The sequence below is a fragment of the Halopseudomonas sp. genome, assembly GCF_038130085.1.
Lineage (GTDB): Bacteria > Pseudomonadota > Gammaproteobacteria > Pseudomonadales > Pseudomonadaceae > Halopseudomonas.
The window spans coordinates 21,880-35,239 of the sequence record NZ_JAYPMU010000008.1 but is presented as its reverse complement, the minus strand read 5'-3'; the positions used below and the strand labels follow the sequence as shown (position 1 = coordinate 35,239).

Here is a 13,360-nt window from a genome sequence, read left to right as displayed (position 1 = left end):
TGAGGTCCAGTACCATGCCCGATTACAAGGCTCCCCTGCGTGACATTCGTTTCGTCCGCGATGAACTCCTGGGTTATGAAGAGCACTATCAGAGCCTGCCCGGCTGCGAAGACGCCACTCCGGATATGGTTAACGCCATTCTGGAAGAGGGTGCCAAGTTCTGTGAGCAGGTGATTGCCCCGCTGAACCGCGTTGGTGACACCGAAGGCTGCACCTGGAGCCCGGAAGGTGTAACGACCCCGACCGGTTTCAAGGAAGCCTATCAGCAGTACGTTGAAGGCGGCTGGCCGAGCCTGGCCCACAACGTTGATCATGGCGGTCAAGGCCTGCCTGAGTCGCTGGGTCTGGCAATTAGCGAGATGGTTGGTCAGGCCAACTGGTCCTGGGGCATGTATCCGGGCCTGTCGCATGGTTGCATGAACACCCTGGACGCCCACGGCACCGACGAGCAGAAGCATACTTACTTGCCCAAGCTGGTCTCCGGCGAGTGGACCGGCACCATGTGCCTGACCGAGCCGCACTGTGGCACTGACCTGGGTATGCTGCGTACCAAGGCCGAGCCGCAAGCCGACGGCACCTACAAGGTGTCCGGTACCAAGATCTTCATTTCCTCCGGCGAGCATGACATGTCGGAGAACATTATCCATATCGTCCTCGCCCGCCTGCCCGATGCACCTGCCGGCACCAAGGGTATCTCCCTGTTCATCGTGCCCAAGTTCCTGGTCAATGCCGATGGTGAAAAGGGTGAGCGCAATGGCGTCACCTGTGGTTCGCTCGAGCATAAGATGGGTATCCACGGCAACGCGACCTGCGTGATGAACTTCGACGGTGCCACTGGCTACCTGATCGGTGAGCCGAACAAGGGCCTGAATGCGATGTTCACCTTCATGAACACTGCGCGTCTGGGTACCGCCCTGCAGGGTCTGGCCCACAGCGAGATCGCCTTCCAGGGTGGCATCCAGTACGCCCGCGAGCGCCTGCAAATGCGTTCGCTGACTGGCAACAAGGCGCCTGAGAAGCCGGCTGATCCGATCATCGTTCACCCGGACGTGCGCCGTATGCTGTTGACCATGAAGGCATTTACCGAAGGCAATCGCGCCATGGTGTACTTCACTGCCAAGCAGGTCGACATTCTGAAGAACAGCCAGGACGCGGAGCAGAAGAAGCAGGCAGACGCCATGCTGGCTTTCCTGACACCGATCGCCAAGGCGTTCATGACCGAAGTCGGTTTTGAAGCAGCCAACCACGGCGTACAGATCTACGGTGGCCACGGCTTTATCGCTGAGTGGGGCATGGAGCAGAACGTTCGCGATGCTCGTATCTCCATGCTGTACGAAGGTACTACCGGTATTCAGGCCCTCGACCTGCTGGGTCGCAAGGTCCTGATGACTCAGGGCGAAGCGCTGAAAGGCTTCACCAAGATCGTCCACAAGTTCTGCCAGAACAACGAAGGCAACGAAGCCATCGCTGAGTTCGTCGCGCCGCTGGCTGCGCTGAACAAAGAGTGGGGCGAGCTGACCATGAAGATCGGCATGGCCGCGATGAAAGACCGTGAAATGGTCGGCGCCGCATCCGTCGATTATCTGATGTACAGCGGCTACGCCTGCCTGGCGTACTTCTGGGCTGACATGGCACGTCTTGCTGCCGAGAAGCTGGCCGCTGGCACTGCGGAAGAGGGCTTCTACAAGGCCAAGCTGCAGACCGCCCGTTTCTACTATCAGCGCATCCTGCCACGTGTTCGCACTCACGTTGAGGCGATCCTGTCCGGTGCTGATAACCTGATGGAAATGGACGCTGACAACTTCGCTCTGGGCTACTGATCCAGCATAGCGTTGTTGCTTGAACGAAGGCCGCCCCGGTACCGGGGCGGCCTTTTTTATGGTCGGGGATTACGTGCCAGGCGCAGTCCGCTGAATTGCCACTGCGCTGCGGGCGGAAAGAAGTTGCGGTAGGAGGGTCTGCTGTGGCCCGCTGGGGTGGCGCAGGAACTGCCGCGAAGCACCATTTGGTTGATCATGAATTTGCCGTTGTACTCGCCGACGGTACCTGCCGCCGGTTGGTACCCGGGGTAGGGCAGGTAGGCGCTGTTGGTCCATTGCCAGACCTGGTCAAAGAGACCAGCAAGGTCGGGTGCGGTCCGTGCTGCATGTTCCCACTCGGCTTCGGTTGGCAGTCGTGCTTCCGCCCAGCGTGCGTAGGCATCCGCTTCGTAGAGGTTGATATGGCAGGCAGGTGCGTCGAGGTTTAGCCTTTGCCGGCCTGCCAGGGTGAAGGCATACCACTGTTGATCTGCTGTCTGTTGCCAGTACAGGGGCGCTAGCGCTTGCTGCTGATTTACCCAGTCCCAGCCGTCTGACAACCACAGTTCTGGCCGCTGATAACCGCCATCGGCGATAAAGGCCATAAAGTCGCCGTTACTGACGTTGCGCTCGCCGAGCAGGAAGGGCTCCAGCCACACGCGGTGCGAGGGCCCCTCGTTGTCATAACTGAACTGGTCGTCGGACGTGCCGATCTCGCACAGTCCGCCTGCCAACTTCCGGTAAGGATAAGGCTGGGTAACGCCAGCGGCAGAGCGCTGCTCAGGTGCGCTATCTCGCCAAGCTGGCAGTAGCGGGTTGCAGGAAAAGTGATGCTTCAGGTCGGTCAGCATCAGCTCCTGGTGCTGCTGTTCATGCTGCAGTCCGAGGGTGACCAGCGCCGCCAGGGAATCGCGTTGCCGGGTGTTGGCCATCGCTTGCTGCATCTGCTGATCAACATGCTTGCGGTAGTAGAGAACCTCTTCCAGCGTCGGCCGCGATAGCAAGCCGCGTTCGGCGCGCAGGTGGCGTTCGCCAATGCCCACGTAGTACGAGTTGAATAGAACCCGGTAGGCCGGATTAACGACTGGCGGAGGGTCTGGCAATGCTGCCAAAACAAAGGTTTCAAAGAACCAGGTGGTATGGGCCAGGTGCCATTTCAGCGGGCTTGCATCGGCCATGGACTGCAGCTGGCAGTCCTCGGGGCTGAGTCCGCGTATTAGCTCTAGGGAGTGAGCGCGAACCCGAGCGTAGTCCAGTTCAAGGCTGACGGCAGCCGATTGGTTGGCCGGCCGATTCATGCGGGTTCCGCCAAAAACACGCCAAACCACGCTTGCGGGTCGGTCCAGTAATGACTGCAGCGCAGGCCACTGGCGGCGAGCAGGGCGCTGAATTCTTCCAGACTGTATTTGTGGGAGTACTCGGTCAGGATGTGTTCCCCTGCATCGAAGTGGCGGCGGGTGTGGCGCGCCAGTCGAACGCTATGTCGCTCGCGGGCGACCAGCCGCATTTCTATGCGGCGGTGTGCTTCGTCAAAGCGCGCGCAGTGTCGGAAGAGTTCCGGCTGGAAGTCAGCGTCCAGTTCCCGGTTCACGACGTTGAGGATGTTGAGGTTGAACGCTGCGGTAACGCCGCTGGCATCAGCGTAGGCCGCTTCGAGGATCTCGCGAGGTTTGAGCAGATCGGCACCGATCAACAGCCGTCCGTGCGCCGAGCAATGGGCTCTAATACGTTTTAGAAAGCGCATGGCGGCGCGAGGTTCGAAATTGCCGATGGATGACCCGGGGTAGAAAAACACCGGAGGGTTGCCGGGGCGTTCTGCCAGCAGTTCCTGTAGTTCGAGGTGCTGAGTGAAGTCACTGACCACGCCGACACACTCCAGTTGAGGATGTCGCCGTGCGACGGCGGAGAGTGAGTTGTGCAGAAACTCGCCGGCGATGTCGACACCGATCACGCGCGCCGGATCGACTGCGCTCAGCCATTTCAGGGTTTTGCTGCAGTCGCCGCATCCCAGATCTATCCACTGCGGGTTAGATGGTAGATGTGCGGCGATGGCCTCGCGGTTTTCCGAGAAAATCTGCGCCTCGGTCCGCGTGGGGTAGTACTCGTCGAGGCGGCAAATATCGGTGAACAGCTCACAGCCGCGGTCATCGTAGAAGTATTTTGAGTCGATGCGTGCGGCTGGCTGCAGCAGACCCTGCAGAAGTTGCTGGCGCTCATCCTGAGCGGGAAGGCGCAGGGTAGTCTCGAGTCTGGGCAGATCAAGGGCAAGGCTCACGTGGCATTATCCTCTGCAGGTTAAAGTTAAAACCTAGCAGTGGGTTGCGCGTAGCGCCAAGGCCACCGACCTGTAGGCCCCAGAGCTGTGACCGAGTACCGGCCGGCTTCAGAGCCCCTTGGCGTCGTCGGCCAGCACGCGAATCGCCTTGAACAGCTTGCGTGCGGCGGCTGGCGGTTTGTTCTGCTCTACTTCCCTGGCCGCCTGACGAACCAGTTGGCGCAGGTGCTGGCGATCCGCGTCGGGATAGGCAAGCATGAACAGTTCGAGTTCGTCCGCCCGACCTGTCAGCAGACGGTCGCGCCAGCGCTCGATCTGGTGGAAGTGCTGGTTGTGAGCGGCGCTGCTGCTGTCGAACAGGTCCAGATAGGTCTGAATCTGCTCAATGTCCTGATCGCGCATCAGCTTGCCGACATAGCTCATATGGCGTTTCAGTGCGCCGCGAGCGGTGTGACGACTGGCCTCGGCGAGTGCCAGGCGCAACTTGTCGGTCAGCTCGAGCTTGGCCAGTTGGTCGGGTTTAAGCGCCAGCAGGCGTTTGCCCATTTCCTGCAGGGCGTCCATCTCCCGTTTGATCTGGGTTTTGCTCTTGCCCTCATCAACGGGTTCGAGGGATTCGTCGTCGTGAAACTCGGTCATGGTGATCCTGTCTGGAGATGGTCGCGCCAGCGTTGGCCGGGGCGGCAATGATACCTGTTTAGCGCCGGCTGCGGCCAATCCATGGTGGTTTCCGGTTGCTCAACCTCGCTACAATGGCTGCTTGATCTGGAGGTGATATGAGCGCGAATACCATTAGCGTAGCCGAGAACCCTGAAGTCCTGCAGCGCGCGCTAGAACAGCGCGTCGCCTTTATTGTCGACGAGGCGCGTCGTCAGGGGGCGACCGCCAGCGAGGTTGCTGTCAGCCAGAGTACCGGCCTGTCGGTCAGTGTGCGCAGTGGTGAAGTCGAGACGGTCGAGTTCAACCGTGATCAGGGCTTTGCCATCACCCTGTATGCCGGGCAGCGCAAAGGCTCAGTCAGTACCTCTGATACCTCTGATGCGGCTATCCAGCGCGCAGTCGAAACGGCGCTGGCGATTGCTCGGCATGCGTCTGAGGATCCGTGCTCGGGGTTGGCCGACGCTGCGCTGATGGCCACCGAGTTGCCGGACCTTGATCTCTTTCATCCTTGGGAACTGTCTGCGGAGCAGGCGATTGACCGCGCTCTGGAGTTAGAGCGAGCAGCATTGGCCGTTGATAGCAGGTTGGTGTCTGATAGTGCGCAGATCAGCAGCCAACAGGGGTGCCGAGTCTACGGCAACAGTCACGGCTTTATTGGCAGCGCGCTGAGCAGCCGGCATAGCAGCGCCGCGGTCATGATTGTCTCGTCAGAGCAGGGCATGCAGCGGGATTACTGGTATGCGGTTGATCGTGTGCCAGAGCGCTTGCCAAGTGAGCAGGCCGTTGGGCGCAAGGCTGGTGAGCGCACGCTGTCGCGGCTTAATCCTCGCACGGTCAAGACCGCCAAGGTGCCAGTGCTGTTTGCGGCGGATCAGGCCGCGGGCCTGGTCGGTCATCTGTTCGGCGCGATCTCTGGTGGCGCGGTGTATCGTCAGTCGACGTTTCTGCTCGACGCGTTGGGCCAGCCAATATTCCCGAGCTGGATGACCATGCGCGAGGCGCCTTACCTGAAACAGGGGCTTGGTAGCTCGGCGTTCGACGGAGATGGCCTGCAAACGCGTGAGCAGTCGTTTATTGCAGAGGGCGAGCTGGTTAGTTGGCTGTTGAGCACCTATTCGGGGCGCAAACTCAATTTGCCCAGTACCGCTAACGCGGGCGGGGTGCATAACCTGCAGGTCACCAGTAACGCGGGAGATCTGGATGCGCTGCTCAAGGAAATGGGCACCGGCCTGCTGGTGACTGAGCTGATGGGGCAGGGTGTGAATGGGGTCACTGGCGACTACTCTCGCGGAGCAGGTGGCTTCTGGGTCGAGAACGGTGAGATTCAGTATCCGGTCAGCGAGATCACTATCGCCGGTAACTTGAAAGACATGTACGCCAATCTGCGTTGCGTTGGTAGTGACCTGGAGCGCCGCGGGAACTATCTGACCGGCAGTTGGTTGATCGATGGCATGACTGTGGGTGGTGCCTGATACCTGGCTTCGCAGGCGCAGCCGTTAGCAAGTTGTACGGCTGCGCTACTCGCCCTCGCCGAAGTAGTCATTGATCAAGTCCAGCAGGGCTTGCAGCGCCTCGTCTGCTTGTTCGCCTTCACAGCTGACACAAATTTCCGTGCCTTTTCCCGCGGCAAGCATCATCACCTGCATGATGCTTTTGCCGTCAACCTGATCGTTTTCGTCGTGTCCCACAGAAACCTTGCAGCCATATTGGTTGGCGATACCAACGAATTTGGCCGCGGCACGGGCATGCAGGCCGAGCTTGTTGATGATGAGAATACGTGAGCTTGGCATCAGGGCAGGTCGCGGTGGCGTATCAGCAAGTTGGGTGTGTTGGGGCTCAGTTCCTGCACCAGGCGCTCGGCGATGTAGACCGAGCGATGGTGGCCGCCGGTGCAGCCGATCGCGATAGTCATATAGCTGCGCTCGCTGGCGGCGTAACGCGGCAGCCACTTCTTCAGGTAGTGGCAGATATCCTGGTACATCTCTTCCACTTCCGGCTGCTTACCGAGATAGTCGCTGACAGGGGCATCTCTCCCCGAGAATGCGCGTAGATCCGGCAGCCAGTAAGGATTGGGCAGGCACCGCACGTCGAATACCAGATCAGCATCAACCGGCAAGCCGCGCTTGAAACCGAAGGACTGGATCAATACGGACGGCTGACTGCCCTTGGTGCCGAGCAGGCGTTGCTTGAGATGGTCGCGGAGCTGGTAGAGATTCAGGTGGCTGGTATCGACCTTAAGGGTAGCCAGGTCGATAATCGGCTGGAGCAGTTGCGCTTCGCGATCCAGCGCTTCCCCGAGTGACAGGTTGCCGTCGGTCAGCGGATGCTTGCGGCGGGTCTCGGAGAACCGTTTGATCAGTACCTCGTTCCGTGAGGCGAGAAACAGTACGTCGCACGTTACGCCTGCGTTGCGCACGTCACGCAGCAACTCCGGAAAGCGTGCAAGGTCATTCGGCAGGTTGCGGGCATCAATGCTGATGGCGACTTCCGGCAGGCTGAAGTCGTTTTGTCGTGCCTGACGGGCCAGCTCAGGCAGCAAGCCAGCGGGTAGATTGTCGATGCAGTAAAAACCATTGTCTTCGAGCAGGTGCAGAGCGGTACTTTTGCCTGAACCGGAGCGGCCGCTGACGACAATCAGGCGCATGTCAGCCCCCGTCGCCGGCGCCGACCATGACGCGGTAGAGGGCATCCGCGTCGGGTGCTGCGCGCAGCGCGTCTCTCAGCTCGGCGTTGTCCAGCTTGCCGGCCAGCATCTTGAGAATCTGCAGGTGTTGTTCGGTGGCTTCCTGGGGGACCAGAAGTACAAAAATCAGGTCGACCGGTTGACCATCGAGCGCGTCGAAATCGATTTTGCCGTCCAGTTGCAACAGAGCTCCGATGGCCTGATGACAGTCTTCCAGACGACAGTGGGGAATAGCGATGCCGTTACCGAAACCAGTGGAGCCCAGACGTTCGCGGGCGATCAGGTTTTCGTAGATGGCGTCGGGATCCAGGTTGGTGTGCTGGGCAACCAGTTTGCCGATCAGCTCCAGCACACGTTTTTTGGATCCGCCCTGAACGCCAGCGAAAGTGCGTTCAGGGGTCAGGATGTGATCTATTTGCATGTTGATGCAGTGAGCGTCCGTTTATCGGTCGTGCGCGCCTTGCTGACGGTCGATGTGCTTTTCCTTGTGCTTGATCAGTTGGCGATCGAGCTTGTCGGTCAGCAGGTCAATGGCGGCATACATATCTGAGTGTTCTGCCAGGGCGACCACTTCACCACCGGCGATGTGCAGGGTGGCTTCGGCCTTCTGTCGGAGTTTCTCGACCTCCAGGGTGACCTGGACGTTGGTGATCTTGTCGAAATGCCGCTCCAGGCGGGACATTTTTTCGGTGACGTAGTCGCGCAGTGCGTCGGTGATATCGAGTTGGTGACCGCTAATGTTCAGTTGCATACGGCGTCTCCTGATTGGCTTGTTGTTGCTGGGTGACGACCTGTCACCCGGTATTGCCACTTGCTTGATCCCTGAACTGGATCTTCTGCGCTCAACAGCCCTGGCTCGGGGTGTTTCGGCAGGTACTAGACCAGTCTCTTGCGTTCGCTCGATGGCGCGATGTTGAGCGACTCGCGGTACTTTGCGATGGTCCGTCGGGCTACTTCGATGCCCTGTTCTTCAAGTAAACCAGCGATCTTGCTATCGCTCAATGGTTTCTTTGGGTTTTCTGCTGCGACCAGCTTTTTGATTAGCGCGCGGATGGCGGTAGACGAGAATTCTCCGCCTTCGGTGGTGCCAACATGGCTGGAAAAAAAGTATTTGAGCTCGAAAATGCCGCGCGGCGTGTGCATGTATTTCTGGGTAGTAACCCGCGAAATAGTCGACTCGTGCATGCCGACCGCTTCGGCGATGTCATGCAGCACCAGCGGCTTCATCGCCTCTTCGCCGTGCTCAAGGAAGCCGCGCTGGTGTTCGACGATCTGGGTGGCGACCTTCATCAGGGTCTCATTACGACTCTGCAGACTCTTGATGAACCAGCGCGCCTCTTGCAGGTTGTTGCGCAGGTAGGTGTTGTCGTCACTGGAGTCGGCACGGCGAACCATTGAGGCGTAGTGGCCGTTGACGCGAACCTTCGGAACCGCTTCCTGGTTCAGCTCTACCAGCCAGCGGTTGGCGTCGCGACGGACGATCACGTCCGGGATGACATATTCCGGTTCGCCCGAGGCGATCTCGGATCCCGGACGGGGGTTGAGCGTCTGAATCAGCGCAACGACGTCGCGAAGCTGGTCTTCCTTCAGCTTGCTGCGGCGCATCAACTGGGTGAAGTCGCGGCTGCCGAGCAGTTCCAGATGGTCACGAACCACACGGGTCGCCTGCTCCAGCATCGGGGTGTTTTCGGGTAGTTGGCGGATCTGCAGCAGCAAGCACTCGCGCAGGTCGCGTGCTGCAACACCAACCGGCTCGAATTGCTGGATGCGGTGCAGCACCATCTCCACCTCGTCGAGTTCTACTTCCAGCTCGGCCGGCAGGGAGGAAAGGATGTCTTCCAGCGATTCTTCGAGATAACCATCGGCATTGATGCCATCGATCAGGGCGGTGGCGATCTGATAGTCGGTTTCAGACATTGGCAGCAGGTTCAGCTGCCACTCCAGATGGCTTTGCAGCGTTTCGCCAGTGCCGGTACGTGAGGTGTAGTCCCAATCCTCGTCGTCTTGGCTGGGAAGGGAGCTGGCCGATGTCTGATAGACGTCTTCCCACTGGGTATCGACGGGCAACTCGTTAGGGATCTGCTCGTTCCAGTTGCCGTCTTGGTCGTTCTGGCCGTGCTGCTCAATGGAGTCGAGGGAAACGGGTTCGGGCATCGTGACTGCAGGTGCGTCGTCATCGCCGCTATCCTGCGCACTGCTGCCAAAGTCGTCGTCGCCGTCGTCTGCCATTTCCAGCATCGGATTGGCTTCCAGTGCTTCTTGCACCTCCTGCTGGAGGTCAAGGCTGGATAGCTGAAGCAGTCTGATGGCTTGCTGCAGCTGCGGTGTCATCGTCAGCTGCTGCCCCATCTTGAGGACGAGCGATGGTTTCATTGTGTCGCGTATTACCTTGTGCGCTTGGTCAAACCCTGTGCCGGACGGGGGCCGGACTCGTTCCCCGCTAGCATGCCTGAGTTGCGGGTGCTTTTATAGCCGGAAGGCATGACCGAGGTACACATCTTTTACTGTCTGGTCGGCCAGTACGGTCTCTGCGTCACCTTCGGCGATGATGTGGCCGTCGTTGACAATGTAGGCCTTGTCGCAGATATCCAGGGTTTCGCGGACGTTGTGGTCGGTGATCAGTACGCCGATACCCTTGTCCTTCAAATGCTGGATGATCTGCTTGATATCGTTCACAGAGATGGGGTCTACCCCGGCAAAAGGTTCGTCCAGCAGAATGAAGCTGGGGTCGGTGGCCAGGGCCCGGGCAATCTCGGCCCGACGTCGTTCACCACCGGACAGGCTCATGCCGAGGCTGTCGCTGAGATGGTGAATATGAAATTCACGCAGCAGCGATTCGAGCTTACCCTCGCGCGCCTGACGGTTCAGATCTTTTCGCGTTTCCAGAATCGCCATGATGTTTTCGGCGACCGTCAGCTTGCGGAAGATCGACGCCTCTTGTGGGAGGTAGCCGATACCTTCGCGAGCTCGACCGTGCATGGGCAGGCGGGTGACGTCTTTGCCGTTGACGGTGACCTGGCCTTCGTCGGCTTTGACCAGGCCTACAATCATGTAGAAGCAGGTGGTCTTGCCCGCACCGTTGGGCCCGAGCAGGCCGACGACTTGTCCGCTGTCAATCGATACGGACACATCTCGCACAACCTTGCGCGACTTGTAGGCCTTTGCGAGGTGCCGGGCTTGCAGTGTGGTCATGGTGCGGACGGCTCTTCGCTGGGTGTCTCAGTGCTGCGGCTGCGCGGCTGGATGACAATCTCGATACGTCCGCCGCCGTTGCTGTTGCTGGCACCGCTGCTGCTATTGCCGGCATCAACCACCTGACGCTGGATATCGTAGCTGACATGTTCGCCCTGAAAGGTATTGCCGGACTGCTCAAGGAACGCGTTCTTGATCAGCACAATGGTCTCGCGATCAGCGTGATACTCGATTGTCTCAGCGCGGGCCTTGACCGGTGGCTTGTTGGCTTCAGGGGTTTGCTGATAGGTGGCTGGGCCGCCCTGGGTCACCATGGTATTCAGTTCGCCATTGGCGTTGGTGGTCAGCGTGACGCGGGAGCCGGTAAGGCGCAGGCTGCCTTGGGTGATGACCACGTTGCCGGTGTAGACGGCGGTGTTGCGCTTGTCGTCCAGCGTCGCGCCATTGGCTTGAATGCGGATGGGTTGACTGCTGTCACTGGGCAGTGCCACAACGTGGCTCAGCGGGCAGAGTGCCAGCGTTAGGGCAAGGAGGGATTTAACGCACCTCATATTGGCCTCGTACGGTGGACAGCAGCGTCAGGCGGCCGTCGTTGAGAAAGAGTTGCATGCCCTCTGCAGTAGTCACACTGCGAGCGGCTTCGATTTTAACCGGTTGGTCGGTCTCGGCGTAGTCGCGACCGGGAAACAGTGTCAATGCCGATGTTGTCAGCTGGCGGGCGTCGGCGCTGTTCTGCTTGAGCAGAACGTCTGTCGTCAGGTCGACGCGATCGCCGCGCTGGGTGACGACGCCCTGTCTTGACTTGAGCAGCCACGGCGTTGGGTCTTCGCCACGGTAAAACAGGAGCTCCGGATCTTCCAGGTGCGTACTGCCGTCGTCGATTTGGTGCACCGCATGGCTGGTCGTCAGCTGGTAAGCAATTTTGCCCTGCTCATCGAGCATCTGGATGCGGGCATTTTCGATGTAGAAGTCAGGTCGGTCCGCGGTTTGCTGCAGGTTGCCTGATTTGAAGCTCGACGGATTGATGTTCCAGTAGCCCACTGCCAGCGCCAGCGCGGCCCCTGCAATAAGCAGTAGGCCAACGACGAGGTAGCGCGGCAAGGTGATATTCACAAGTATGCCGCCTGTGCCTTATCGAGGGTGCCCTGAGCGCGCATGATCAGTTCGCAGAACTCCCGAGCGGCACCGGCGCCACCACGTGCACTGGTGATGCCGTGGGCGTGTTCGCGAACGAAGCCGTCAGCGCTGACGACGGCCATGCCGAGGCCGACTCGGCGAATCACTGGCAGGTCGGGTAAATCGTCGCCAAGAAACGCAATCTCATGCATCTCGACCGGCACGATTTCACGCAATTCCGCCAGCGCGGTGAGCTTGTCTTCGCGGCCTTGAATCAGGTGCTTGATGCCGAGATTTGCTGCGCGGCGCTCCACCAGCGGGGATTTACGCCCGCTGATGATGGCGACCTCGACGCCGGAAGCAATCAGCATCTTGATGCCGTGCCCGTCCAGCGTGTTGAAAGATTTGAATTCGGTGCCGTCAGGCATGAAGTACAGGCGGCCATCGGTCAGTACGCCGTCAACGTCGAAGATGGCGAGGCGAATGGCTTTGGCGCGTTCGATCAGCTTTTCCATGTTCAAACTCACACCACTCCGGCACGGAGCAGATCATGCATGTTCAGGGCGCCCACCGGTCGGCCTTCAGCGTCGACCACGAACAGGCCATTGATGCGGGCGTCTTCCATGATTTTCAGGGCTTCTGCGGCGAGCATACCACTGCGCGCAGTCTTGCAGTGACGGGTCATTACGTCGCTGATGCTGGCCTGCTGAAAGTCGATGTTGTGGTCGAGGCTGCGGCGCAGGTCGCCGTCGGTGAAAATGCCATCGAGCTGCCCGTTCGCGCCGATCACGCCGGTCAGGCCTAGCCCTTTGCGGGTCATCTCGAGCAGAGCGTCGCGCAGTGGGGCTTCAGGCTTCACCAGAGGCATGGTTTCACCCGCATGCATGATGTCATCCACCAGCAGCAGCAGGCGACGACCAAGGCTGCCGCCTGGGTGCGAGAAAGCGAAATCTTCGGCACTGAAACCGCGAGCCTCGAGCAGCGCGATGGCCAGGGCGTCGCCCATAACCAGCGCGGTGGTGGTGCTGGAGGTCGGGGCCAGGTTCAGCGGGCAGGCTTCCTGCTCGACACCGGTATCCAGGTTAGCGACTGCGGCCTGCGCGAGCGTGGACTGCGCATTGCCGGTCATGCTGATCAGGGGGGCGCCGAGGCGCTTGATCAATGGCAGCAGCGTGACCACTTCGGCGGTATTGCCGGAGTTGGACAGCGCGATGACAACGTCCTCTGCGGTGATCATGCCCATGTCGCCGTGGCTGGCTTCGCCCGGGTGAACAAAGAAGGCAGGGGTGCCGGTGCTGGCCAGTGTGGCGGCAAGCTTGCGGCCAACATGGCCGGACTTGCCCATGCCGGTAACGACAACCCGGCCGCGGCATTGCAGCAGGGTGTTGCAGGCAATGGTAAAGGGCTCTGCCAGTCGTTGCAGTAGAGAGTCCACCGCGTCGCGCTCCATGCTGATGGTGCGCGATGCGGAAGCAATGTAGTCAAAATCGGCCATGTGCACTTCGTCGGTTGTCGCTGAACGCGCAAGTATAGCGGTTTGTCTGGTGTAACTCACCAGCCTTGAACCCGGGTACATCCAGACTACCCCGTTCTGGGTAGGTTGCAGATTCCCGGCTTGGGCTGCCGTCGGGGAGC

15 protein-coding genes are annotated in these 13,360 nt (G+C 59.9%); 2 read left to right on the top strand and 13 right to left on the bottom strand.

The features are described 5' to 3' along the window. The first annotated feature begins 14 nt into the window (after nt 1-14). Nucleotides 15-1,820: a phenylacyl-CoA dehydrogenase gene (locus AAFM31_RS07985; protein WP_321350756.1), complete on the top strand. Its 1,806-nt coding sequence runs from the start codon at nt 15-17 to the stop codon at nt 1,818-1,820. Between the two features lie 56 nt (nt 1,821-1,876). Here AAFM31_RS07985 and egtB read toward each other — a convergent pair whose 3' ends face one another. From egtB to yjgA, 3 genes are all read right to left on the bottom strand, one after another. Then, nucleotides 1,877-3,097 (bottom strand): ergothioneine biosynthesis protein EgtB, encoded by a 1,221-nt coding sequence (gene egtB, locus AAFM31_RS07980; protein WP_341707387.1) that lies wholly within the window; start codon nt 3,095-3,097, stop codon nt 1,877-1,879. Beyond that, nucleotides 3,094-4,074, bottom strand: coding sequence for an L-histidine N(alpha)-methyltransferase (gene egtD, locus AAFM31_RS07975; protein WP_341707386.1), 981 nt, complete (start codon nt 4,072-4,074; stop codon nt 3,094-3,096). The genes egtB and egtD overlap by 4 nt, the downstream gene beginning before the upstream one ends. A gap of 108 nt (nt 4,075-4,182) precedes the next feature. After that, complete coding sequence (yjgA, locus tag AAFM31_RS07970) at nt 4,183-4,713, bottom strand: ribosome biogenesis factor YjgA (RefSeq protein ID WP_341707385.1); 531 nt, start codon at nt 4,711-4,713, stop codon at nt 4,183-4,185. 137 nt (nt 4,714-4,850) lie between these two features. Here yjgA and pmbA point away from each other — a divergent pair, with 137 nt between their 5' ends. Next, nucleotides 4,851-6,206 carry a metalloprotease PmbA gene (gene pmbA / locus AAFM31_RS07965; protein ID WP_341707384.1) on the top strand — a complete coding sequence of 452 codons (1,356 nt, stop codon included), beginning with the start codon at nt 4,851-4,853 and terminating at the stop codon, nt 6,204-6,206. Nucleotides 6,207-6,251: 45 nt separating this feature from the next. Here pmbA and AAFM31_RS07960 read toward each other — a convergent pair whose 3' ends face one another. The 10 genes from AAFM31_RS07960 to AAFM31_RS07915 all read right to left on the bottom strand — a co-directional run bounded on the left by AAFM31_RS07960 (nt 6,252) and on the right by AAFM31_RS07915 (nt 13,220). Further along, nucleotides 6,252-6,524, bottom strand: coding sequence for an HPr family phosphocarrier protein (locus AAFM31_RS07960; protein WP_341707383.1), 273 nt, complete (start codon nt 6,522-6,524; stop codon nt 6,252-6,254). Beyond that, nucleotides 6,524-7,378, bottom strand: a complete 855-nt coding sequence (gene rapZ, locus AAFM31_RS07955) for an RNase adapter RapZ (protein ID WP_341707382.1) — start codon at nt 7,376-7,378, stop codon at nt 6,524-6,526. Before rapZ ends, AAFM31_RS07960 begins: the two co-directional genes overlap by 1 nt. A 1-nt stretch (nt 7,379) precedes the next feature. Continuing rightward, on the bottom strand, nt 7,380-7,838 hold the full coding sequence (gene ptsN / locus AAFM31_RS07950) for a PTS IIA-like nitrogen regulatory protein PtsN (RefSeq protein ID WP_341707381.1): 459 nt from the start codon (nt 7,836-7,838) through the stop codon (nt 7,380-7,382). 21 nt (nt 7,839-7,859) lie between these two features. Beyond that, nucleotides 7,860-8,168 carry a ribosome hibernation-promoting factor, HPF/YfiA family gene (gene hpf, locus AAFM31_RS07945; RefSeq protein WP_341707380.1) on the bottom strand — a complete coding sequence of 103 codons (309 nt, stop codon included), beginning with the start codon at nt 8,166-8,168 and terminating at the stop codon, nt 7,860-7,862. A 125-nt stretch (nt 8,169-8,293) separates the two neighbouring features. Next, nucleotides 8,294-9,790, bottom strand: a complete 1,497-nt coding sequence (locus AAFM31_RS07940; protein WP_341707379.1) for an RNA polymerase factor sigma-54 — start codon at nt 9,788-9,790, stop codon at nt 8,294-8,296. A gap of 93 nt (nt 9,791-9,883) precedes the next feature. Beyond that, complete coding sequence (lptB, locus tag AAFM31_RS07935; RefSeq protein WP_088273240.1) at nt 9,884-10,609, bottom strand: LPS export ABC transporter ATP-binding protein; 726 nt, start codon at nt 10,607-10,609, stop codon at nt 9,884-9,886. Further along, entirely contained in the window at nt 10,606-11,100 is a 495-nt protein-coding gene (gene lptA / locus AAFM31_RS07930; protein WP_341707378.1) for a lipopolysaccharide transport periplasmic protein LptA, read from the bottom strand. The genes lptB and lptA overlap by 4 nt, the downstream gene beginning before the upstream one ends. Nucleotides 11,101-11,146: 46 nt before the next feature. Continuing rightward, nucleotides 11,147-11,722, bottom strand: coding sequence for an LPS export ABC transporter periplasmic protein LptC (gene lptC / locus AAFM31_RS07925; protein WP_341707377.1), 576 nt, complete (start codon nt 11,720-11,722; stop codon nt 11,147-11,149). Further along, entirely contained in the window at nt 11,719-12,240 is a 522-nt protein-coding gene (locus AAFM31_RS07920; protein WP_341707376.1) for an HAD family hydrolase, read from the bottom strand. The genes lptC and AAFM31_RS07920 overlap by 4 nt, the downstream gene beginning before the upstream one ends. Nucleotides 12,241-12,248: 8 nt before the next feature. Beyond that, complete coding sequence (locus AAFM31_RS07915; RefSeq protein ID WP_341707375.1) at nt 12,249-13,220, bottom strand: KpsF/GutQ family sugar-phosphate isomerase; 972 nt, start codon at nt 13,218-13,220, stop codon at nt 12,249-12,251. Between the last annotated feature and the right edge of the window lie 140 nt (nt 13,221-13,360).

Coding starts and splice junctions, on each gene's coding strand:
- AAFM31_RS07985 (WP_321350756.1), top strand. CDS start 15: ATGCCCGATTACAAGGCTCCCCTGCGTGACATTCGTTTCGTCCGCGAT.
- egtB (WP_341707387.1), bottom strand. CDS start 3,097: ATGAATCGGCCGGCCAACCAATCGGCTGCCGTCAGCCTTGAACTGGAC.
- yjgA (WP_341707385.1), bottom strand. CDS start 4,713: ATGACCGAGTTTCACGACGACGAATCCCTCGAACCCGTTGATGAGGGC.
- pmbA (WP_341707384.1), top strand. CDS start 4,851: ATGAGCGCGAATACCATTAGCGTAGCCGAGAACCCTGAAGTCCTGCAG.
- AAFM31_RS07960 (WP_341707383.1), bottom strand. CDS start 6,524: ATGCCAAGCTCACGTATTCTCATCATCAACAAGCTCGGCCTGCATGCC.
- rapZ (WP_341707382.1), bottom strand. CDS start 7,378: ATGCGCCTGATTGTCGTCAGCGGCCGCTCCGGTTCAGGCAAAAGTACC.
- ptsN (WP_341707381.1), bottom strand. CDS start 7,838: ATGCAAATAGATCACATCCTGACCCCTGAACGCACTTTCGCTGGCGTT.
- hpf (WP_341707380.1), bottom strand. CDS start 8,168: ATGCAACTGAACATTAGCGGTCACCAACTCGATATCACCGACGCACTG.
- AAFM31_RS07940 (WP_341707379.1), bottom strand. CDS start 9,790: ATGAAACCATCGCTCGTCCTCAAGATGGGGCAGCAGCTGACGATGACA.
- lptB (WP_088273240.1), bottom strand. CDS start 10,609: ATGACCACACTGCAAGCCCGGCACCTCGCAAAGGCCTACAAGTCGCGC.
- AAFM31_RS07920 (WP_341707376.1), bottom strand. CDS start 12,240: ATGGAAAAGCTGATCGAACGCGCCAAAGCCATTCGCCTCGCCATCTTC.
- AAFM31_RS07915 (WP_341707375.1), bottom strand. CDS start 13,220: ATGGCCGATTTTGACTACATTGCTTCCGCATCGCGCACCATCAGCATG.